The organism is Streptomyces fuscichromogenes (assembly GCF_014645815.1).
Classification (GTDB): domain Bacteria; phylum Actinomycetota; class Actinomycetes; order Streptomycetales; family Streptomycetaceae; genus Streptomyces; species Streptomyces fuscichromogenes.
This window is the reverse complement of record NZ_BMML01000009.1, coordinates 301,316-322,985: the sequence shown is the minus strand read 5'-3', so window position 1 is coordinate 322,985 and position 21,670 is coordinate 301,316. Positions and strand designations below refer to the sequence as shown.

Here is a 21,670-nt window from a genome sequence, read left to right as displayed (position 1 = left end):
CTCATATGAGCGGATTGGGAAGGGTGCGGGAACGACCAGTGGAGCACGGTGGACCCGAGGCCGAGGGTGACAAGCGAACGTTGCGGCGAGAATTCCTCGGGGTGAGGAACAGGTTGACGACGGATGTCGTCAGGGAAGCGGCCGACGCCCTGGCCGAACACGCCCTGGAGCTGCCCGAGCTGGCGCGTGCGCGCACGGTGGCGGCGTACGTCTCCGTGGAGAGCGAACCGGGCACGCTCACGCTGCTGGACGCGCTGCTCGCGCGGGGAGTGCGCGTCCTGCTCCCCGCGCTGCTGCCCGACCACGACCTGGACTGGGGCGCGTACGCCGGGGAGGGTTCCCTCGCCCGCGTCCAACACGGCGGGAAGATGGCGCTGTTCGAACCCTCCGGTGAACGCCTCGGGCCGGACGCCGTGCTCGGCGCGGACGTCGTGCTGCTGCCGGGGCTCGCGGTGGACGCGCGCGGGATGCGCCTGGGGCGCGGCGGAGGCTCGTACGACCGGGTGTTGGCACGTCTGGAGCGCGCGGGCGCGCGCCCGGCGCTCGTGGTGCTGCTGTACGACACGGAGGTCGTCGAGCGGGTGCCCGCCGAGGCGCACGACCGGCCGGTGCAGGCGGTGGTGACGCCTTCGGGGGTGCGCCGGTTCACGCGCCCCTGAGCCGCTCCGACGTGAGACGGCCCGCCACGCACGCGTGGCGGGCCGTCTCACGGGCAGTACCCGTCGATCCGTCAGGGCTTGAGGACGAGGGTGTCGCTGGTGCTGCTGTCGACCGCCTTGTCCGAGAACGACCACGGGAGCAGTTCGCCGTCGGCCCACTTGCCCGTCTGGTCGGTGTAGTGAGCGCTGAAGGCGTGACCGGAGGCTCCGGTGAGGTTGATCCACTTGGATTTGTCGAGGTCGTCGAGGTTGACGACCATCCGCATGGAGGGGACCCACACGACGCCGTAGCCGCCGGCGGCGTTCCAGCCGGTCGCGTTGACCGTGGCCTCGCCGCCGCTGAGCTTCCAGGGGCCGCGGTTGAGGATGTACTGGACGATGCTCGGGCCGTCGGTGCCGAGGGTCTGGTTCTTCAGGAACAGCCGGTGCAGCCGGCCCCAGCTCCAGGTGTCGATGTCCTTGCCGAGCTTGGCGGTCAGCTCCCAGCGGGCGTCGATCATGGCCCGCTCGAACAGCTTGTTCATGTTGTCGGCCTTGATGCGGTCACCCGCTCCGGCCGGCGTCTTCCACCAGTCGCTGTTCGGCTTGTCCATGAGGTTGCGGACCACCTCGAACCAGCGGTCGCCGCCGTCCGGCTGGGCCTGGTCGGCGTCGCGCTCGCCGCACTCGCGCACCTTGGTGTCGTCGTCGACCGGGCCGGTGCTGTCGATCTTGTCGACCCACAGGCACTGGCCCTTGACCCGCAGCTCCTTGGGCAGCTTGTTGCCGAAGGCGAGCTTGAGGATGTTGCGCCAGACCGCGTTGAAGTAGGCCGCGGCCGCGGAGTCGGAGTCCTGGGTGTAGTCCCAGCCCTCAAGGAGCTTCTGGGCCTCGCGGACGTCCTTGTCGTCGAGGTTGATCTTCAGCAGCTTGGGCACCAGCAGCTTGGCGATCTCGCTGCTGTTGTCCATCTGCATCTGGCGCATGTCGTCGGTCGAGATCTTGCCGCCGTCCTTGATCTTCGACTCGATCAGGTCGGTGATGCGCTGGCTGCGGGTGCCGTAGCCCCAGTCCGTGGTGAGCGTGTAGGGGTACTTGTCCTTGTCGACCACGGCCTGGTTGGCCGTGACGATGTAGCCGCGCTTCGGGTTGTACTCGTAGGGCAGTTCGTCCTGCTTGATGAAGCCGGTCCACTTGTACTTGGAGTCCCATCCCGGCGCCGGGATGGACCCGTCGTCCCCCGTCGAGCGCGTGGGGATCTTGCCGGGCAGCGTGTAGCCGATGTTGTTCTTGGTGTCGGCGTAGATCAGGTTCTGCGAGGGCACGTCGAACTGGGCGGCCGCCTGCCGGAAGGAGTCCCAGTCGGACGCCTTGTCGAGGGCGAAGACGGCGTCCATGGTGGTGCCCGGGTCCAGGGCGGTCCATCGCAGGGCGATGCCGTAGCCGTCGCCGCGGTCCGGTGCAGCGGTGTCGACGGTGGCCTTCTTGCCGACCTGGACGAGTTCGTCGTCGCGGTCGGACAGCAGGGGCATGCCGTCGGCGGTCTGGCGTACGACGATCTTCTTGGAGGCGCCGCCCGCGACCTTGATGGTCTCCGTACGGGTCGTGAAGGGCTTGGTCTTCCCGTCGTACAGGTAACCGTCGCCGGAGAGCTTCTCCAGGTAGAGGTCGGTGACGTCGACCCCGGAGTTGGTCATGCCCCAGGCGATGTCGCCGTTGTGGCCGATGATCACACCGGGCATGCCGGCGAAGGTGTAGCCGGTGACGTCGTACTGGCACTTGCTGGAGACCGTGGTGCAGTGCAGGCCCATCTGGTACCAGACGGACGGCAGGGACGCCGACAGGTGCGGGTCGTTGGCGAGCAGCGGCTTGCCGGTGATGGTGTGCTCGCCGCCGACGACCCAGGAGTTGGAACCGATGCCCTGGCCGTTCACGCCGACGGCCGTGGGGACGTCGTCGAGGACGTTGTAGAGGCCCGCCAGCTGGCTCGTGAGCGCCGAACCGGTGGTCGACGAGGTCGTGGTGGAGCCGGTGTCCGTCGAGGTCGAGGAGCCGGTCGTGGCACCGCTCTGTTCGAACGTCTTGGTCAGCTCGTCGTACTGGCCGTCCTGGACGATCGTCTGGTTGCGGCTGTACGGATAGTCCGGGTAGAGATCCCTGATCTGCTGCGGGCCGAGGCGGCTGGTCATCAGGGCCCGGTCGATCTCGTCCTGCATGTTGCCGCGCAGGTCCCAGGCCATCGCCTTCAGCCAGGAGACCGAGTCGACGGGGGTCCACTGCTCGGGCTTGTAGTCGTTGACGAACCCGAGGGCCGCGTACTCCAGGGAGATGTCCTTGCCGTCCTTGCCCTGGAGGTAGGCGTTGACCCCCTTGGAGTAGGCCTGGAGGTACTTCTTCGTCGCGTCCGACAGCTTGGTGTCGTACTCCTGCTTCGCGACCCGGTCCCAGCCCAGGGTGCGCAGGAACTCGTCGTTCTTCACCTGGCCCTTGCCGAACATCTCCGACAGGCGCCCGGAGGTCATGTGACGGCGCACGTCCATCTCGTAGAACCGGTCCTGCGCCTGGACGTAGCCCTGCGCCATGAACAGGTCCGCGTCGGTGGAGGCGTAGATCTGCGGGATGCCGTAGCTGTCGCGCTTCACGGTCACCGGCCCGGAGAGGCCCTGGAGCGTGATCGAACCCTTGGTCTGCGGGAAGGACGCACGGACCGTGCTGACCGACCAGTACGCCCCGTAGAAGACGCCACCGACGACGGCCAGGACGAGCACGAGCACGATAAATCGGGCTCTGCGCCCCTTCTTCCTGCCGGACTTGCCAGGCTTGTCACCCGTTGTGGCGGTGGTATTCGGGGGCATCGCTGTCCTTGCTGTCCTAACGCGAGCGGCAGGCGGGCATGTGCTTTTGACTGAGCGCTGGAGCAACCATAGGCGCAGGGCCTCACGCCACTTGACGCGGAGTGGGGAACCCGCAGGCATGGGCGTTCGATCTTGCCTGCGGAAGCGTCAAGAAAGCGTCAAGAGTTAGGTAAGGTAACGAAGTACTTGGGTGCGGGTTGCCGCAGCCTCGGGTCTTGTACGTGAGAGCTTCCGCGTCGCCCGCGCGCGAGCCAAGGAAAGGAAGCGCCGCTGACCGTCCACCACCTCAACCAGCTCCTGCTCGTCTGCTCCGTGGTCCTGCTGGTCGCCGTCGCGGCCGTCCGGGTCTCCTCGCGCAGCGGGCTCCCCAGCCTGCTCGTGTACCTGGGGATCGGCGTCCTCATGGGCCAGGACGGCATCGGGAACATCCACTTCAGCAATGCCGAGCTGACCCAGGTCATCGGGTACGCGGCCCTGGTCGTGATCCTGGCCGAGGGCGGCCTGGGCACGAAGTGGAAGGAGGTCGAACCCGTCCTGGCGTCCGCCTCCATGCTGGCCCTCGTCGGGGTCGGCGTGAGCGTCGGCGTGACCGCGGCGGGCGCGCACTATCTCGTCGGGCTGGAATGGCGGCAGGCGCTCATCATCGGAGCGGTGGTGTCCTCGACGGACGCGGCGGCGGTGTTCTCGGTACTGCGGCGCATCCCCCTGCCCGCGCGCGTGACGGGCACCCTGGAGGCGGAGTCCGGCTTCAACGACGCCCCGGTGGTCATCCTGGTCGTCGCCTTCTCCACGGCGGGACCGGTCGAGCACTGGTACGTGCTGCTGGGCGAGATAGCCCTGGAGCTGGCCATCGGCGCGGCCTTCGGCCTCGCGGTCGGCTGGCTCGGCGCCTGGGGTCTCAGGCACGTCGCCCTGCCCGCCTCCGGCCTCTACCCGATCGCCGTGATGGCCATCGCGGTCACCGCGTACGCCGCCGGCGCCCTGGCGCACGGCAGCGGCTTCCTCGCGGTCTACCTGGCCTCCATGGTGCTCGGCAACGCCAAGCTGCCGCACTGGCCCGCCACCCGCGGTTTCGCGGAGGGGCTCGGCTGGATCGCCCAGATCGGCATGTTCGTCCTGCTCGGCCTGCTGGTCACCCCGCACGAGCTCGGCGACGACTTCCTGCCCGCCCTGATCATCGGACTGGTGCTCACCATGGTGGCGCGGCCGCTGAGCGTGATCGTCAGTCTCGCGCCGTTCCGGGTGCCCTGGCGGGAGCAGACCCTGATGTCCTGGGCCGGACTGCGCGGCGCCGTGCCCATCATCCTGGCGACGATCCCCATGGTGAACGGGGTCGACACCAGCCACCGGATCTTCAACATCGTCTTCGTCCTGGTCGTCGTCTACACCCTCGTCCAGGGGCCGACGCTGCCCTGGCTGGCCGGCAAGCTGCGGCTCGGCGAGGGCCCGGAGGCCGCCGACCTCGGCATCGAGTCCGCGCCCCTGGAGCGGCTGCGCGGACATCTGCTGTCCGTCTCGATCCCCGAGGGCTCCCGGATGCACGGCGTGGAGATCAACGAGCTGCGGCTGCCCGCCGGGGCGGCGGTCACCCTGGTCGTCCGCGAAGGAAAATCGTTTGTCCCGCTGCCCGCGACGGTGCTGCGGCGCGGGGACGAACTCCTCGTGGTCGCCACCGACCCGGTACGGGACGCCGCGGAACGGCGGCTGCGCGCGGTCGGCCACGGGGGCAAGCTGGCGGGCTGGCTGGGCGCGAACGGGACGGCGGACGCGGGGTCGGGGTCGGGGTCGGGCGGTGCGCCGAGCGCGCGTTAAGGGTGTGTTTCGGATACTTCACACCCCCGCCAATCCCAGGTGAACGGGGATCACGGTGCTGGTTTTCACAGGTGTACCGGGACTTCACCCCTGTACGATGAAAGCACCCTGATCGAACCAACTCTGCCTGACGCAGAGCTGGCGCGACCGTATGGCGGCCGGACCACTCCTCGCAGGGGACGCCGGTATCTACCGCAGTTCCGCGCAAGAGGACAGCTCTCGGCGCCCCCCGCACGGGCGCGCTACCAGGCGGCAGAAAGGCATGGGCCGTGGCATCCACGGTCACCACCGAGCCGTCGGAGAACCCGGCTGCGCCGCCCCGCCCGGGATACGGGCAGCTGCTGCGCACCCGCGGCGCCTGGACGTTCCTGCTCCCGGGATTCGCGGCGCGCCAGCCGTTCGCGATGCTCACCATCTCCATCGTGCTGCTCGTCCAGCACACCACCGGTTCCTACGGCGCCGCGGGTGCCGCCGCGGCGGTCACCGGCGTCTCCATGGCCCTGTTCGCACCCTTCAGCGGCCGTCTGGCCGACCGCCACGGGCAGCGTGCGGTGCTGGTCCCCGGCGTCCTCGTGCACGCGCTGTCGGGCCTCGTCCTGACGGCGCTCGCGCTGGCGCACGCGCCCTTGTGGGCACTGTTCGTGGCAGCCGTGCCGACCGGCGCCTCGGTACCGCAGGTCGGCCCCATGGTCCGCGCCCGCTGGGGCGTACAGCTCCAGGACTCCCCCCTGATGTCCACCGCGGCCGCCTTCGAGTCCGTCACCGACGAGCTCACCTTCGTGTTCGGCCCCCTGCTCGCGACCGCCCTGTGCACCACCGTGGCCCCGGCCGCCGGCCTGGTCACGGAGGCCGCGCTCACCCTGGCCGGCGGCCTGCTGTTCGCCGCGCGGAAGAGCACCCAGCCGCAGGTGACCGGCGACGGCCACGCGCGCGTGCGACACGCGTCGGCGCTCCGCGTCCCCGGCGTACGCGTCCTGGCCGTGGCGTTCCTGGGCATCGGTTCCGTCTTCGGCGGCATGCAGGTCTCCCTCGCCGCGTTCAGCGAGTCGATCGGCGAGCCCGGCCTGAACGGCGTCCTGTACGGCACCTTCGCCGCCGGGAACATGTTCTCGGGCATCGTGTGCGGCGCGCTCGCCTGGAAGGCCGCCCCGCACCGGCGCCTGCTCGTCGGCTACGCGGCGCTCGCCCTGACCGCCTCGGCGCTGTGGACGTCCCACTCGGCGCCCGTCCTGGCCGGTCTCGGTCTGCTGGTCGGCATGTGCATCGCGCCCGCCCTGATCACCGGCTACACGCTGGTCGAGGGCCTGGTCCCGGCCGGCGCCCGCACGGAGGCGTTCACCTGGCTGACCGGAGCGGTGGCGCTCGGCCAGGCGGCCGCGGTCACGGTCGCCGGGCAGCTGGAGGACCGCCTGTGGGGCGGCGCCGGGTTCCTGGTGCCGATGGCCGGTACCGTGCTGGCCCTGGTGACCCTCCTGGCGCTGCGTTCCCGGCTGGTCACCCGGCCCCGGAACCGCACCGTCGCACGTGGCGTCGGTCACCGCGTGCCGGTGACGGTGGACTGATCCTCAGGAATACGTCACTATGGACCGTCGTTAGCACTCATCGAGTGAGAGTGCCAGGAGGAAGACAGTGCCGACCTACCAGTACCAGTGCACCGAGTGCGGCGAGGGCCTTGAGGCGGTGCAGAAGTTCACCGATGACGCCCTGACCGAGTGCCCCAACTGCGGTGGCCGCCTGAAGAAGGTGTTCTCCGCGGTCGGCATTGTCTTCAAGGGCTCGGGCTTCTACCGCAATGACAGCCGCGGCTCCTCGTCGAGCAGCAGCCCCGCGTCGAAGTCGTCGGGCTCCGCGTCGTCGGACGCGAAGTCGTCCGACTCGAAGCCGTCGTCCTCGACGTCGTCGTCCTCGACGTCGTCCTCGTCGGGCTCCGCCAGCAGCTCCGCCGCCTGAGACCTCGTCCCTCGGACCCCGCCGTCGAACGGCAGCGGGGTCCGAGGCGTTCCCGGACACCGGCTCCCGCCTGGCTCCTGCCCGGTTCGGACGGCCCGCTAGTGTGCTGCGCATGGTGAACGCAGAGATCGGCGTAATCGGCGGTTCCGGCTTCTACTCGTTCCTCGACGACGTGACCGAGATCCAGGTCGAGACGCCCTACGGGCCGCCCAGCGACTCCCTCTTCCTCGGCGAGATCGCCGGCCGCCGGGTCGCCTTCCTGCCCCGCCACGGACGCGGCCACCATCTGCCGCCGCACCGCATCAACTACCGGGCCAACCTCTGGGCGCTGCGCTCGGTCGGCGTGCGCCAGGTGCTCGGCCCGTGCGCGGTGGGCGGTCTGCGCCCCGAGTACGGTCCGGGCACGCTGCTCGTACCGGACCAGCTGGTGGACCGTACGAAGTCCCGGGCGCAGTCCTACTTCGACGGGCTGCCGCTGCCCGACGGCACCGTCCCGAACGTGGTGCACGTCTCCCTGGCCGACCCCTACTGCCCCACCGGGCGGACGGCGGCGCTGAAGGCGGCCCGGGGCCGGGAGTGGGAGCCGGTGGACGGCGGCACGCTGGTGGTGATCGAGGGGCCGCGCTTCTCGACCCGCGCCGAGTCGCTGTGGCACCAGGCGCAGGGCTGGTCGGTGGTGGGCATGACCGGCCACCCCGAGGCGGCGCTCGCCCGTGAACTGGAACTCTGTTACACGTCGTTGACGCTGGTCACGGACCTGGACGCGGGCGCCGAGACCGGTGCGGGCGTCTCGCACGACGAGGTTCTCCAGGTGTTCGCGGCCAATGTGGACCGGCTGCGGGGCGTGCTGTTCGACGCGGTGGCGGCGCTGCCGGAGAACACGGCACGGGACTGCCTGTGCACGAACGCGCTCGGCGGTATGGATCCGGGGTTCGAGCTGCCGTGACGCGGGGGCTTTCCACCGGGCGGGCAGGGACGGAACTCCTCGTTCGGGTGGCCGAGTTGTCCACAACCGGCCGGTAGCCCACCGGCTCCGACGGGTTTCGGCGCGAGACCTCATCGTGGTCCCGCAAGCCGATTCCTCGTCGCAGGCGGTGACTCCCATGTCCGTTCCCCCGTCCCCCCACCCCACCCTCCCTCCTCCCCTCCGCGTCCCGCGTCCGCTGGGCACGGACGCCCCCGCCACCTGCGAGGTGCCGCACTTCGAACCGGTGCGGGTGCGCGGCGGGCGGTATCAGCTGCTGCGGCTGCCGCGGCATCCCGGGCGGGCCCTCGCGGCCGGCCTCGCGATCACCGCGGCGGCGCTCGTGGCGGCGGGGCCGCGGGCCGGCACCGGCCAGCCGAGCGCCGAGCGGCCCCGCGGCCATCCCGCCGCCACCCAGCCGGTACGCCGGCCCGCCCCGCCCGTGGACATGGTGACGGCACCGGTGCGGATCGCCGACGCGGCCACCGTCCGGCTGCTGCGCCCCGGTGACCGGGTGGACGTCATCGCCGCCGGGGACACCGCAGCGGGCGGCCAGGCCCGGGTGATCGCGCGCGGGGCGCGCGTGACGCAGCTGCCGGAGCCGGTCGACGCGGCCGCGGAGAGCGGGGCGCTGGTCGTGCTCTCGGTGCCGCGGGCCACCGCGGCGCGACTGGTCGGTGCGAGCAGCACGGCACGGCTGGCGGTGACCCTGTGCTGAACAACCTGGGGCGATTTACGGGACTCTTTGTGTCAAGTCGCTCATTCGAGCTACCAGGTTGGGCGCAATGGCCGCACGGTGACGTAGGTTGCGGATCTCTTTGTTCCACAGCCTGTGCATGTGAGGAGAGTCCCCGAGGTGAGCGCAAAGAAGGAACCGAGTGTCTGGCAGGGCTTCAAGGCCTTCCTGATGCGCGGAAACGTCGTCGATCTGGCAGTCGCGGTGGTCATCGGCGCCGCCTTCACGAACATCGTCAACTCGGTGGTGAAGGGGCTCATCAACCCGCTGGTCGGCGCGATCGGCACGAAGAACCTGGACAGCTACAGCACCTGTCTGAAGGAACCCTGCAAGACGGCCGCGGACGGCACGGTCACGAGTGGCGTCCAGATCATGTGGGGCTCGGTCCTGGGCGCCACGCTCTCCTTCGTGATCACCGCGGCGGTCGTGTACTTCCTGATGGTGCTGCCGATGGCGAAGTACCTGGCCCGGGTGGAAGCACGCAGGAAGGCGAGGGAGGGCACGCACGAGGTCATCGAGGTGACCGAGCTGGAGGTGCTGAAGGAGATCCGCGACGCCCTGATCGCGCAGCGCGGAAACGGTCACAGCCAGCGTTAGCGGCGCTCCGGGCGCTCGCGCGGGCGGCTCAGAGGTGGTGGGGCGGCTTCTCGTCGAGGAAGCGCTTGAGGTCGGCCGCCGAGTCGCCCTCCGGGCGGTCGCCCCAGCCGCGGTCCGTGTCGTCCGACGACTGCCGGTCGAGCGGGTCGTCGAAGATCAGCGCGGGCTTCGGGTCGCGCGGCGCGGGCTCGGGGGCAGTACTCATGCCTCCAGCCTACGGCGCGCACGGCTCGACTCCCTTGGTGGGCCTTCGGTGGCCTTTTCTGATCTGCTGGGCGCATGATGTCGAGTTCTCCAGCGGCTCCCGCCTCCCCGCACTCACCCCAGCCCCTGCGACCACTGCGCCGGCTCACCGCGCGCGGGCGCGACGAGGCGCACCGGGTGGCCTCGCCGCTGGAGCTCTTCTTCGACCTGTGTTTCGTCGTGGCCATCGCACAGGCGGGCGTGGAGCTGGTGCACTCCGTCGCGGCGGGGCACCCGGGCGAGGGCGTCCTGAACTACGCGATGCAGTTCTTCGCCATCTGGTGGGCGTGGATGAACTTCACCTGGTTCTCCTCGGCGTACGACAACGACGACGTCCTCTACCGGATCGTCACCCTGGTCCAGATCGCCGGCGTCCTGGTGCTGGCGGCCGGTATCTCGCAGGCCTTCACCGACCACGACTACCTGCTGGTCTGGCTGGGTTACGTGATCATGCGGCTGGCGATGGCCGCGCAGTGGCTGAGAGCCGCGCGCTGGGCCCGCGGCTCGGAGCGGACCATGGCGCTCCGGTACGCCGGCGGGGTGCTGCTGTGCATGGTCGGCTGGCTCGGCCTGGTGGTGCTGCCGGAGCCCGCGCGGGCCTGGGTGTTCCTGGTGATGGCGATCGCCGAGATGTGCGTGCCGCTGTACGCGGAGAAGGACTACACGACCTCCTGGCACCCGCACCACATCGCCGAGCGGTACGGGCTGTTCACCATCATCGTGCTCGGCGAGACGATCTCGGCGGCGACGGTCGCCGTGAAGTCGGCGGTGGCCGAGCACGACGCGCCGAGCGAGCTGCTGCCGATCGCGGCCGGCGGCCTGCTGATCGTCTTCTCGGCCTGGTGGATCTACTTCGTGGTGCCGATCCAGGTCCATCTGCGCTCCAACAGGGAGTCGTTCCTGTGGGGGTACGGCCACTATCTGATCTTCGCGTCGGCGGCCTCGATCGGTGCGGGCCTGGAGGTGGCCGTCGAGGAGGCGGTCGGCAAGGCGCGCCTCTCCACGACGGCCGCGTCGGCGGCCGTGACCATCCCGACGGCGCTGTACCTGCTGACCGTGTGGGCGTTGCACTCGCGGCACTTCAAGGTGGGCCTCGCCCAGCAGCTGGTGCTGCCGGTGACGGCGCTACTGGTGCTCTGCTGCACGTCCCTGGGCGACTGGGCGGTGCCGGCGGCGGGCGTCGTGTCGGCGCTGGCGGTGGCGACCGGCACGACACTGACGGCGCGCACGGCGGGCCGCGAGCGCCCCGCGGAGGCCACCGCGGCCGCCTCCTGACCGGGCCGGGCCGCGCCGGGCCGTCCCGGGCTGGGCCAGACTGGCCGCCATGACAGTTGACGCATTGACGGACGTGGCCGGGCTGCGGGTCGGGCACGCCACCCGCAGCGGCGAGGGCTGGCTCACCGGCACCACGGTCGTCCTCGCCCCCGAGGGCGGCGCGGTGGCCGCCGTGGACGTGCGCGGCGGGGGTCCGGGCACCAAGGAGACGGACGCGCTCGACCCGCGCAACGTGGTGCAGCGGGTGGAGGCGGTCGTGCTGACCGGTGGCAGCGCCTACGGGCTCGACGCGGCGTCCGGGGTGATGGCCTGGCTGGAGGAGCGGCAGCGGGGCGTGCGGGTGGGGCCGGATCCGGCGCATGTGGTGCCGGTGGTGCCCGCCGCCTGCGTCTTCGACCTGGGCCGGGGCGGGGACTTCCGGGCCCGGCCGGACGCGGCGAGCGGGCGGGCGGCGGTCGAGGCGGCCGCGGCGAGCGCGCCGGGCGCCCCGGTGCCACAGGGGTGCGTGGGCGCGGGTACGGGCGCCGTGGCCGGCGCGGTGAAGGGCGGGGTGGGCAGCGCGAGCACCGTGCTGGACTCGGGGATCACGGTCGCCGCGCTGGTGGTGGCCAACGCGGCCGGTGCGGTGCTGGACCCCGAAACGGGCGTGCTGTACGGGGAGTTGTTCCAGGGGCGCGTCGAGTATCCCGAGGAGCGGGTGCACGAGGCCGCGCGCCGGCGGCTCGCCGAGACCGCCGCAGGAAACGGGCTGCCGCCGCTCAACACGACGCTCGCGGTGGTCGCGACCGACGCCCGGCTGTCCAAGGCGCAGGCGCAGAAGCTGGCCGGGACGGCGCACGACGGGATCGCGCGGGCCGTACGGCCGGTGCACCTGCTGCATGACGGGGACACGGTGTTCGCGCTGTCGACGGAGGCGCGCCCGCTCGACGCGAGCCCGTTCGCGTTCAACGAGATCCTCGCGGCCGGCGCGGACCTGGTGACCCGCGCGATCGTGCGGGCCGTACGGGCCGCCGGGCCGGTGGCCGGGCCGGGCGGGGTGTGGCCGTCGTACGAGGAGTTGTACGGGGCGCTGTGACTGCGGCGGGGGCGGGGGCGCGGCCTCGGTGGCCGACCGGAACCTTGCGGGTGGCTGTCGATTGTCCTGGTTCTGTCACGTGATGGCGTTCGCGGGCGCCGGAGGGAACCCCGGCGGGGGCCCGGGGCCTCTTTCTCCACGCACTGGAACGGATCACGCACATCACAAGAACCTGGAGCAGCCCGTGACATCGCCGGACATTGCAGCGCGGCGCGCACTGGGGGCCTGTGCCGCCCTGATGGTCGGCGCCCTCACCCTCACCGCCTGCGGCGGCAACGCCAGCGCCAAGAGCGACGACGGCAAGGGCGGGCAGACGGACAGCGCCGCGAAGACGTCGGTCGCGAAGATCGCGATATCGGCGAAGGACGGCTCGACCGGCGCGTCCATCAACACGACCGGCGTGCAGGTCAGCGACGGGAAGCTGACCGGCGTCAAGATGACCGTGGCGGGGTCGGGGCAGGCCGTGGCCGGCACCCTCTCGGCGGACGGTGCCGTCTGGAAGCCGAAGGAGCAGCTGGAGCGCGGCACGAAGTACGAGATATCGGCGACCGCGAAGGACTCGAAGGGGCTCACGGCCGCGGCCAACTCGATCTTCACCACCGTCGACTCGGCGAACAGCTACATCGGCACGTACACGCCGGACAACGGGACGACGGTCGGTGTCGGGATGCCGGTGTCGTTCGACTTCGACAAGGTGATCACGGACCGGAAGGCCGTGCAGTCGCACATCACGGTCACCTCCAGCAGCGGCCAGCAGGTGGTGGGGCACTGGTTCGGGTCGCAGCGGCTGGACTTCCGGCCGCAGGAGTACTGGAAGGCCGGCTCCAAGGTCACCATGAAGATCGACCTGGACGGGGTCGAGGGCGCGAACGGCGTCTACGGGGTGCAGAAGAAGACGGTGACCTTCACCGTCGGACGTTCGCAGGTCTCCACGGTGGACGCGAACACGCAGACCATGACCGTGATGCGGGACGGCAAGCTCCTCAGGACGGTGCCGGTCTCCACGGGCAGCCCGGAGCACACGACGTACAACGGACAGATGGTGATCTCCGAGAAGTTCACCCAGACCCGGATGAACAGCCAGACGGTGGGCCTCGGCGGGGAGTACGACATCCCGGACGTGCCGCACGCGATGCGGCTGACGACGTCGGGGACGTTCATCCACGGCAACTACTGGTACAGCAGGAGCAACCCGCCGTTCGGGCGCGAGGGCACCAGCCACGGCTGTGTGGGGCTCGCGGACGTGCAGGGTGCGCAGGGGGACACCACGGCCAAGTGGTTCTACGACAACTCGCTCGTCGGGGACGTCGTGATCGTGAAGAACTCGCCCGACAAGACCGTGCAGCCGGACAACGGGCTCAACGGGTGGAACCTGTCGTGGAGCGAGTGGACCGCCGCAAGCTCCGCCTGACCGGCTGGTTTTGACGGATCGTCGGGCCGCGCGGGAACTTTTCGCGCGGCCGGCGCGTTTTCCCGGCGTACGTTTTCTCGGTTCCCGGACATGATGTCCGACCGAGGGGCTACGGTATGCACCCACAAGGTGACATGCAGCAACGCCGGGAGAAACCTTGAGCGTTCCGTACGAGACGGCAGCGTACGAACCAGCCGAGTCGCCCGAGTCTCCGGAGGAGCACCTCGCGCGGCTCCTCGGCCGTGCCCTGAACTCCTTCGAGCTGCCCGACGAGGCCATAAGGCAGCTGGACTGCGCGCTGGCGCACGACAGTTCGCTGCACTCCGCGCACCACAGCGCGGGGCTGCACCGGGAGACGTACCGGCACACCTGGCTGCTGGCCGACGGCTCGGCGGTCACGCTGTGGGAGCTCGTGCACAACACCGCACCGGGTCACGACCCGCAGCACGAGGTGTACGTCGACGAGGAGGAGCTGCGGGCCGCGACCGCGCGGTTGCCCTTACCGCAGGACACTCCGGACTTCGAGCTGCCGGTGCTGGTGACGCTGGCGCCGGTTCCGGAGCCCCGGCACGTGTACGTGCCGGACGACTCGGCGGACCACGCGCGCCGGCTGCTGCGCCGCGCGGAGAACCCCGACCGGCCGGGGGCGGAGACGGCCGAGGTGCTGACGGCGGCGTTCGCGCACCAGATCACCCAGGCGTTCGGGCGGCCGGGGCGGGTGGGCCGGGCGGGTCCGAGTTTCTCGCTCTACGAGCACGCGTTCCTGCTGCGGGACGGCCAGGAGCTGTCCCTGTGGGAGGTGGAGCACACGGTGACGCCGGACGGCCGCCACATGTGCGAGGTGTACCCGACGGAGGACGCGGCCAGGAACGCGATGGAGCGGCGGGCGACGCGCCAGGGCCAGACGGGCTGATCCCGACGACCGGGTCTAGCGGCCCGCGCGGCCCGAGCGGCCGCCGAGTCTGCGGACCAGGCCGGCGAAGGCGTCCTGTTCGGCGGGGGTCAGTTCGACGGTCTCGCGCGACGGAGCGGCCTGGAGCTGGTGCGGGAAGGCGGGAAGGGCGCGCGCGGCGTGCCAGGCGAGGGCCTCGCGGCGGTTGCGGCGCAGCAGGCGCGTCACGACGGCCGCCCAGGCGACGGTCGCCAGGGTCAGCGCGGCCATGCCGATCAGCTGGAGGGTCGAGACGTGCTCGGGCATACGTCCCAGTACACACCACGGTCCGGGACTTTGGTCCCGGACCGTGACGTATCTCGCAGGTGCCGTGAACAACTCACAGCGAATCAAAGGGACAAGAGGGGCAGCAGGGCGGCGGGCGCTCAGGCCGCGACCGGCTGCTTGGCCTCCTTCGCGGCGGCGGCCGAGCCGGCGGCGGAACCGCCCGCGGAGGTCTGCCGGGCCGGCTTGCGCATGCCCTTGAGGACGACGACCAGAGCCGTGGTGACGCAGACGCCTACGGCGATGGCGATCAGGTAGAGGAACGGGTTGCCGATCAGCGGGACCACGAAGATGCCGCCGTGCGGGGCGCGCAGGGTGGCGCCGAAGGCCATCGACAGGGCGCCGGTGAGGGCACCGCCGACCATCGAGGACGGGATGACGCGCAGCGGGTCGGCGGCCGCGAACGGGATCGCGCCCTCGGAGATGAAGGAGGCGCCCAGGACCCAGGCGGCCTTGCCGTTCTCGCGCTCGGTCTCGGTGAAGAGCTTGCCGCGCACGGTGGTGGCCAGGGCCATCGCCAGCGGCGGGACCATGCCGGCCGCCATGACCGCCGCCATGATCTTCATCGCGGAGTCACTGGGGTTGGAGACCGCGATACCGGCGGTGGCGAAGGTGTACGCGACCTTGTTGACGGGGCCGCCGAGGTCGAAGCACATCATCAGGCCGAGCAGGGCGCCGAGCAGGATGGCGTTGGAGCCGGAGAGGCCGTTCAGCCAGTCGGTCATGCCCTTCTGGGCGGAGGCGATGGGCTTGCCGATCACGACGAACATCAGGAAGCCGACGATCGCCGAGGAGATCAGCGGGATCACCACGACCGGCATGATGCCGCGCACCGCCGCGGGGATCTTCACCTTCTGGATCGCCATCACCACGCCACCGGCGATCAGACCGGCGGCCAGGCCGCCGAGGAAGCCGGCGTTGATGGTGGAGGCGATCATGCCGCCGACGAAACCGGGGACCAGACCCGGCCGGTCCGCCATGCCGTAGGCGATGTAGCCGGCCAGGACGGGGACCAGGAAGCCGAAGGAGACGACGCCGATCTGGAAGAGCAGCGCGGCCCAGCTGTCGCCCTGGGTCCACACGAAGTGGTCCATGACCGACGGCGCCTTGTTGATCGTGTAGCCGCCGATCGCGAAGCCGAGGGCGATCAGCAGACCGCCGGCCGCGACGAACGGGACCATGTAGCTGACGCCGGACATCAGCCACTTGCGCAGCTTGGTGCCGTAGCCCTCGCCGGCCTCCCCGGCGCGTTCGACCGGCGTGGCCGGTGCGGAGCCGGAGGTGACCTCGCCGCGGGCCGCCTTCGTGCGGACCTCGCCGATCAGCTCGCCGGGGCGGTTGATGCCCGCCTTCACGCCGACGTCGACGGTGGGTTTGCCGGCGAAGCGGTCCTTCTCGCGGACGGGGACGTCGTGCGCGAAGATCACGCCGTCCGCCGCCGCGATGACCTCGGGGTCGAGCCGGGTGAAGCCGGCCGAGCCCTGCGTCTCGACGACGAGTTCGACGCCCGCCTCACGGCCCGCGTTCTCCAGGGACTCGGCCGCCATGTAGGTGTGGGCGATGCCGGTGGGGCAGGAGGTGACAGCGACGATACGGAAGGGGCGCTCACCCGCGTCCGAACCTACGCCGGAGCGGGAGCCGAGGCCGACGCCGGCGCCCGCGCTGGCCGCTGCGGTGCCGGCGGAGGCCGCCGCCGGCGCCGCAGCGGTGTTCTGGGCGGCGGCCGCGGCGCTCGCGGCGGCTGCCGGGGCGCTCGCTTCCGCCTTCGTGCCCTCTGCGGGCGTCTCGTCGCCGCGGATCAGGGCCGCCGCGGTGGCCGCGTCGCCCGCCGACCGCAGCGCGTCCGTGAACTCGCTGTTCATCAGCTGGCGGGCCAGCGCGGAGAGGATCGTGAGGTGGGCGTCGTCGGCACCGGCGGGCGCCGCGATCAGGAAGATCAGGTCGGCCGGGCCGTCGGGGGCGCCGAAGTCGACGCCGGCGGCGCTGCGCCCGAAGGCGAGCGTCGGCTCGGTGACGTGGGCGCTGCGGCAGTGCGGGATGCCGATGCCGCCGTCGAGGCCGGTCGGCATCTGGGCCTCGCGGGCGGCCACGTCGGCGAGGAAGCCCTCCAGGTCGGTCACCCGGCCCAGGGCCACCATGCGCTCGGCGAGGGCGCGCGCCGCCGCTTCTTTGGTATCGGCGGACAGGTCGAGATCGACCAGGTCCGCGGTGATCATGTCGCTCATCGCGGGCTCCTATGCACGCGTATCGCCCGGAGTGTGGGGTGGGCGGGGGTGGGGACGGGGGTGGGGACGGGGGTGCCGTGGGGGGCGGGGTGGGAGGCGGGGCCGGGGAAGCCCCGCCTCCCGGGCACGGCAGGGCGGCTCAGGGTGCCCCGACGGCCCGTCGGCGCGGCGAGTAACGAGACGCCTCGCCGCTCCTGGGCCGGTTGTCGGCGGTCTTGGGCGGCGCCGGGGAGGAGCGCGGCCGGGTCAGCGGCCGGGTGAACGATCGGGTGAGCGGTCGGGTGAGGCTTCATGACACCGGCTCCGTCAGTTCGCGGTCGACGGGGACGCGGTCGGTGACGGTGACCGCCGTCGGGTCCAGGTCGGCCGGGGTGGGCATCACGCTGCCGGGCAGCTGGACGGCGGCGGCGCCGTGGGCGACGGCGGAGGCCAGGGCCTTCGGGCCGCTGCCGCCGGCGATCAGGAAACCGGCGAGGGAGGAGTCGCCGGCGCCGACGTTGCTGCGGACGGTGTCCACGCGGGCGCTCGCGAACCAGGCACCCTCGTCCTCCACGAGCAGTTGTCCGTCGGCGCCCAGGCTGGCGAGGACGGCCTGGGCGCCCATGTCGCGCAGTTCCTCGGCCGCCTTCAGCGCGTCACCCACGGTCACCAGGGGGCGCCCGACGGCTTCCGCGAGCTCCTCGGCGTTCGGCTTCACCACGTCGGGGCGCTCGCGCAGCGCTTCGAGCAGCGCGCGGCCCGAGGTGTCCAGCGCGATGCGCGCACCCCCGGCGTGCGCGCGGGCGACGACATCGGCGTACCAGGAGGGCGCCAGCCCGCGCGGCAGGCTGCCGCAGCAGGCGATCCAGTCGGCGTCGCGCGACTGTTCGCGCACGGCCTCCAGGAGCAGTTCCTGTTCCTCCGCCGAGAGTTCCGGGCCCGGCGCGTTGATCTTGGTGAGCACTCCGTCGGACTCCGCGAGCGCGATGTTGGAGCGGGTGGCTCCGGCCACCGGGACCGGCGCGACCTCGATGCCCTGGGCGTCGAGCAGGTCGGCGACGAGGGCCCCCGGTGCTCCGCCCAGGGGCAGGACGGCGACCGTGCGGCGGCCGGCCGCGGCGACCGCGCGGGAGACGTTCACGCCCTTGCCGCCGGGGTCCATGCGCTCGCCGGAGGCGCGGATGACCTCGCCGCGCTCCAGGGCGGGGACCTCGTAGGTCCGGTCGAGGGAGGGGTTGGGGGTGACGGTGAGGATCACGCCCGTACCGAAGGTGGTGCTCGTGGTGCTCATGCTCGTACTACTTCCGTGCCGCCGCGCTCGATGGCGGCGGCGTCCTCGGGGCTCAGCCCGCTGTCGGTGATCAGCAGGTCCACGTCGCCCATGTCGCCGAAGCGGGCGAAGTGCTCCTGGCCGTGCTTGGCGGAGTCGGCGAGCAGGACCACCCGGCGGGCCGCGGTGACGGCCGCCCGCTTGACCGCGGCCTCGGCGAGGTCGGGGGTGGTCAGGCCCTGGTCGGCGGAGAAGCCGTTGGCGGCGACGAAGAGGACGTCGGCGCGGATCTCGCCGTACGCGCGCAGCGCCCAGGCGTCCACGGCGGCGCGTGTGTTGTGCCGCACGCGCCCGCCGACCAGGTGGAGCTGGATGCCCGGGTGGTCGGCGAGGCGGGCCGCGATGGGGAGGCTGTGCGTGACGACGGTGAGGGACGCCTCCAGCGGAATGGCCGCGGCGAGGCGGGCGACCGTCGAACCGGCGTCGAGGATCAGGGTGCCCTCGGTCGGCAGTTCCGGGACGGCGGCCTTGGCGATGCGGTCCTTCTCGTCGGAGGAGGTGGACTCGCGTTCGGCGAGGTCCGGCTCGAAGTCGAGGCGCCCGGCCGGGATGGCACCGCCGTGCACCCGGCGGACGAGGCCGGCGCGGTCGAGGGCCTTCAGGTCGCGGCGGATCGTCTCCGCGGTGACCTGGAACTCCTCGGCCAGCGACACGACGTCCACCCGGCCGCCGTCACGGGCGAGCCGGAGGATCTCCTGCTGCCGCTCCGGTGCGTACATGCCCCTGCGCCTCCGCTCCAAGATACGTCCGCGATATGCCTGAGACAGGCCTCGGGATGCGTCCCACAGACGTCCGGCCCATGTCCGACTACGTCCGACTCATGCCCGAACTTGTGGTTTCGCGAGGAGGCTACGCCTGGATTTCCGGAAAGTAAACAGGTTCGGGCATGAGGCGGACACATACGGGCAGGGCGCCAGGTCAGCCGTGCTTCTGGGCCGCGATCTTCTGCTCGGCGGCGATGACGGCGCGCGCCAGTTCGCCCCGAGCGGCCTCCTGCCGCATGGCCCTGACGAGCTGGGCGCGGTGCTCCGGGACGGTGACGCGCACCGCGGGCCCCGGCTCGGGCAGGGCGGTGGCGACGTACGCGCCGACCCGTTCGACGACCTCCGTCAGTTCGGGGCGGAGGGCCCCCATGTGGTCGGCGATGCCCTTGATCATGTTGCCGGTCTGGGAGATGTCCTCGAAGTCGTCGGCCCGGCAGGGCTTCTGGGCCAGGCGGCACTGGGCCTTGTAGAGGTCGGCGAGCCACTCGGCCGGCTTGTCGAGTTCGGCGTTCGCCTCGTCCCTGCCGCGGATCTTCCGCATCCAGGCGAAGACCTGCTTGTGGTGCAGGAGGGTGTACGTGGCGAGGACACCCGTGACGAGGGCGGAGACGGTGCTCAGCGCGAGAGTGCCGGCGCCGGTGCCGATCGCCGGCGTGGCGATGCTGGTCATCATGCGGTGATCCGTTCAGGGGCGGAGCGTGAGCGGCGGGGGCCGGTGCGCGCGGGTGGGAGGAACCGGCGCACCGGTGCGATGTCACTGCCGGGCGATGTCACTGCCGGGCGATGTCACTGCCGGGCGATGTCACTGCCGAGCGGTGTCAGTGCCGAGCGGTGTCAGTGCCGGGCGGCGAGGTGGCGCAGCGCGTCGACGTCGTGGATGACGAACTGGCGGTACCGGGCCTCGATGATCCCGTGGTAGCGCAGGGTGCGGATCGCGCTCTCCGTGGTGGAGGTGGCGAGCTGGAGAGCGGCGGCGATGTCCTTCTGGCTCGGCCCGGCGATGGTGGTGCAGTCCGTCCGGGGGCCGGGGACACCCACGGTGTCGGCGAGATGCGCCAGCAGTCCGCTGACGCGCTCGAGGGGCGGCCTGGTGGTCATGGCGTAGACGCGTTCGTCGCTGCGGCTGCGGTCCTCCAGGCTGCACAGGAGGGCGAGCTGGATCTTGGGCCAGCGGGCCAGCAGGGCGTTGAAGTGCCGCACGCGGCAGGGGATGACCACGGTCCTGGTCAGGCAGGTGGTCAGGACGGCCGAGCAGGGGGCGATGAGCTTGGCCTCCCCGACCAGCTGGCCGCCGCCCCGGAACCGGGTCAGGGCCGGGGCGCTGCCCCCTTCGCCCAGCGGGAAGCGGTCCTGCCGGACGACGCCCTCCCAGATGATGTACACGTTCCGGTCGTCCGGGCCCACCCGCAGCCGCTCGTCCCTGGCGAAGGTGCGGCTGCGCAGCTTCGCCTCCATCAGGACGCGCCACTCCGCCGCGGACAGCCGTTGCAGAAAGCTCCCCTCGGGCTTGTCCTCGTGCCCCAGGAGAAGGTCGATCGACCGGGCGTCGTCGACGGTCGAGGGCATGGTCACTCCCCCGCGGCGGCGGCCGTGGACGCACGTGCGTCGGCGCAGGCGCCCCGGGGCGCACGGCGGTGACGACGCGTCACGGGCAGGGTGCCGCGGGGACCACGGCACGACGGCGGGAAGGCGCCGTCGTCGTCGGCAGTACGCACTTGATCTTTTCCCATTCCTCTTGAAGCTCTGAAACCCCGCTGGTCAGCGGGGTTCCGGTGGTGGGTCCGGCGCTTGCTCCGGGCCTCCCGGTCGGGGAGGTACGACAACGCCCGGGTGGTGAGGCCGGGCGCGTTGGGACAGATGAGCGAGATAAACCGTACCGCTCGCCGCAAGCACAGAGCCAGTTATGTTTCCCGAGGCGCCGCGGGGATTAGTGATCATGCCGGAAACCCCCGGCGACGGGGATTTGTTACAGAAGATCGCGTGCGGTACGAACGAGCCTTCCGCTTGCCCTTCGGGGAATTCCCGGCCCCTGTTTCGCGATTATCCGCATACCCTTGCAGAGGGCCGACAAGGCCCTCCCGGTGAGCGACATATGACACCCACGTATACCGAAGGCAAAAAACGAGAGGCCCCGGGGCACCACCCCCAGGACCTCCCGGAAAGGGTCCGGACCCACCAGGGATCAGACCGGTGCCCAGTAAACACCACGGACGGCCTTTAGGTCACTCCCCACCGGTCGGCAAAGAGCCCCCACCACCCCACCTGCCGGGCGAAAACCCCGAGGGCGGGGAGTCTCACGGACAGTGCCCCGCCCCGCACACGCCGTCGGCACCCTGGATCCGGCCGCACTTTTTGCCCTCTTTGTAGACACGAAGGGGAGGGAGAGCCGGCTTCCGTCACTCCATGACAGCGTTATCAGGTGATTGCCATCGATCAAGAGCAAACAGATTCGGCCAACCGCCCCTGCCCGGCCGACGACCCGGCCGAGCGGAAGCGCGGCCACGAAAAACCCGCACGACAGACCACCGTCGGCCCCGGAATTAACCGGCCACCGGTTCGGCAATTCCTTTCGAGAGTCATTCCATGTCGACATGGAATGC

20 protein-coding genes are annotated in these 21,670 nt (G+C 71.2%); 12 read left to right on the top strand and 8 right to left on the bottom strand.

Translation table 11 applies throughout. The features are described 5' to 3' along the window. The first annotated feature begins 5 nt into the window (after positions 1 to 5). Entirely contained in the window at positions 6 to 659 is a 654-nt protein-coding gene (locus tag IEZ11_RS21935; RefSeq protein ID WP_189264516.1) for a 5-formyltetrahydrofolate cyclo-ligase, read from the top strand. 71 nt (positions 660 to 730) lie between these two features. On the opposite strand, the gene IEZ11_RS21930 is transcribed toward IEZ11_RS21935, so the two are convergent. Then, positions 731 to 3,493: a penicillin acylase family protein gene (locus IEZ11_RS21930; protein WP_189264515.1), complete on the bottom strand. Its 2,763-nt coding sequence runs from the start codon at positions 3,491 to 3,493 to the stop codon at positions 731 to 733. A 270-nt stretch (positions 3,494 to 3,763) separates the two neighbouring features. On the opposite strand from IEZ11_RS21930, the gene IEZ11_RS21925 reads away from it, so the two are divergent. The 6 genes from IEZ11_RS21925 (at position 3,764) to mscL (ending at position 9,552) form a co-directional block, all read left to right on the top strand. Then, positions 3,764 to 5,305: a potassium/proton antiporter gene (locus IEZ11_RS21925; protein WP_189264605.1), complete on the top strand. Its 1,542-nt coding sequence runs from the start codon at positions 3,764 to 3,766 to the stop codon at positions 5,303 to 5,305. Positions 5,306 to 5,574: 269 nt separating this feature from the next. After that, a complete protein-coding gene (locus IEZ11_RS21920; RefSeq protein ID WP_189264514.1) occupies positions 5,575 to 6,867 on the top strand; it encodes an MFS transporter in 1,293 nt (430 codons plus the stop codon). 67 nt (positions 6,868 to 6,934) lie between these two features. Next, positions 6,935 to 7,255, top strand: a complete 321-nt coding sequence (locus IEZ11_RS21915; protein WP_189264513.1) for an FmdB family zinc ribbon protein — start codon at positions 6,935 to 6,937, stop codon at positions 7,253 to 7,255. Between the two features lie 112 nt (positions 7,256 to 7,367). Beyond that, entirely contained in the window at positions 7,368 to 8,201 is an 834-nt protein-coding gene (locus IEZ11_RS21910) for an S-methyl-5'-thioadenosine phosphorylase (RefSeq protein WP_189264512.1), read from the top strand. Between the two features lie 157 nt (positions 8,202 to 8,358). Next, entirely contained in the window at positions 8,359 to 8,937 is a 579-nt protein-coding gene (locus IEZ11_RS21905; protein WP_189264511.1) for a hypothetical protein, read from the top strand. 138 nt (positions 8,938 to 9,075) lie between these two features. Continuing rightward, entirely contained in the window at positions 9,076 to 9,552 is a 477-nt protein-coding gene (mscL, locus tag IEZ11_RS21900; protein WP_189264510.1) for a large conductance mechanosensitive channel protein MscL, read from the top strand. A 28-nt stretch (positions 9,553 to 9,580) separates the two neighbouring features. On the opposite strand, the gene IEZ11_RS21895 is transcribed toward mscL, so the two are convergent. Continuing rightward, positions 9,581 to 9,757 carry a hypothetical protein gene (locus IEZ11_RS21895; protein WP_189264509.1) on the bottom strand — a complete coding sequence of 59 codons (177 nt, stop codon included), beginning with the start codon at positions 9,755 to 9,757 and terminating at the stop codon, positions 9,581 to 9,583. Between the two features lie 74 nt (positions 9,758 to 9,831). Between IEZ11_RS21895 and IEZ11_RS21890 the strand changes: the two genes are divergently transcribed. The 4 genes from IEZ11_RS21890 (at position 9,832) to IEZ11_RS21875 (ending at position 14,469) form a co-directional block, all read left to right on the top strand. Then, a complete protein-coding gene (locus IEZ11_RS21890; RefSeq protein WP_189264508.1) occupies positions 9,832 to 11,070 on the top strand; it encodes a low temperature requirement protein A in 1,239 nt (412 codons plus the stop codon). 49 nt (positions 11,071 to 11,119) lie between these two features. After that, positions 11,120 to 12,145 carry a P1 family peptidase gene (locus tag IEZ11_RS21885; RefSeq protein WP_189264507.1) on the top strand — a complete coding sequence of 342 codons (1,026 nt, stop codon included), beginning with the start codon at positions 11,120 to 11,122 and terminating at the stop codon, positions 12,143 to 12,145. Between the two features lie 184 nt (positions 12,146 to 12,329). Next, positions 12,330 to 13,556: a L,D-transpeptidase gene (locus tag IEZ11_RS21880; RefSeq protein ID WP_189264506.1), complete on the top strand. Its 1,227-nt coding sequence runs from the start codon at positions 12,330 to 12,332 to the stop codon at positions 13,554 to 13,556. A 157-nt stretch (positions 13,557 to 13,713) separates the two neighbouring features. Beyond that, positions 13,714 to 14,469 carry a DUF6227 family protein gene (locus tag IEZ11_RS21875; protein WP_189264505.1) on the top strand — a complete coding sequence of 252 codons (756 nt, stop codon included), beginning with the start codon at positions 13,714 to 13,716 and terminating at the stop codon, positions 14,467 to 14,469. 15 nt (positions 14,470 to 14,484) lie between these two features. Here IEZ11_RS21875 and IEZ11_RS21870 read toward each other — a convergent pair whose 3' ends face one another. The 6 genes from IEZ11_RS21870 to IEZ11_RS21845 form a co-directional block, all read right to left on the bottom strand. Then, positions 14,485 to 14,754, bottom strand: coding sequence for a hypothetical protein (locus tag IEZ11_RS21870; protein WP_189264504.1), 270 nt, complete (start codon positions 14,752 to 14,754; stop codon positions 14,485 to 14,487). Positions 14,755 to 14,873: 119 nt separating this feature from the next. Beyond that, entirely contained in the window at positions 14,874 to 16,997 is a 2,124-nt protein-coding gene (locus IEZ11_RS21865) for a PTS fructose transporter subunit IIABC (protein ID WP_189264503.1), read from the bottom strand. Between the two features lie 289 nt (positions 16,998 to 17,286). Then, positions 17,287 to 18,234, bottom strand: a complete 948-nt coding sequence (gene pfkB / locus IEZ11_RS21860; protein WP_189264604.1) for a 1-phosphofructokinase — start codon at positions 18,232 to 18,234, stop codon at positions 17,287 to 17,289. Positions 18,235 to 18,263: 29 nt separating this feature from the next. Further along, the gene (locus IEZ11_RS21855) at positions 18,264 to 19,025 is read right to left on the bottom strand and encodes a DeoR/GlpR family DNA-binding transcription regulator (RefSeq protein WP_189264502.1); all 762 of its coding nucleotides are present in this window, start codon (positions 19,023 to 19,025) and stop codon (positions 18,264 to 18,266) included. Positions 19,026 to 19,224: 199 nt separating this feature from the next. Next, complete coding sequence (locus tag IEZ11_RS21850; RefSeq protein ID WP_189264501.1) at positions 19,225 to 19,743, bottom strand: hypothetical protein; 519 nt, start codon at positions 19,741 to 19,743, stop codon at positions 19,225 to 19,227. 161 nt (positions 19,744 to 19,904) lie between these two features. Next, positions 19,905 to 20,636, bottom strand: coding sequence for a Crp/Fnr family transcriptional regulator (locus IEZ11_RS21845; RefSeq protein ID WP_189264500.1), 732 nt, complete (start codon positions 20,634 to 20,636; stop codon positions 19,905 to 19,907). An 853-nt stretch (positions 20,637 to 21,489) separates the two neighbouring features. Here IEZ11_RS21845 and IEZ11_RS51000 point away from each other — a divergent pair. Then, positions 21,490 to 21,670, top strand: a 181-nt coding sequence (locus IEZ11_RS51000) for a hypothetical protein (RefSeq protein WP_229713278.1), incomplete at its 3' end; no start/stop codon positions are given.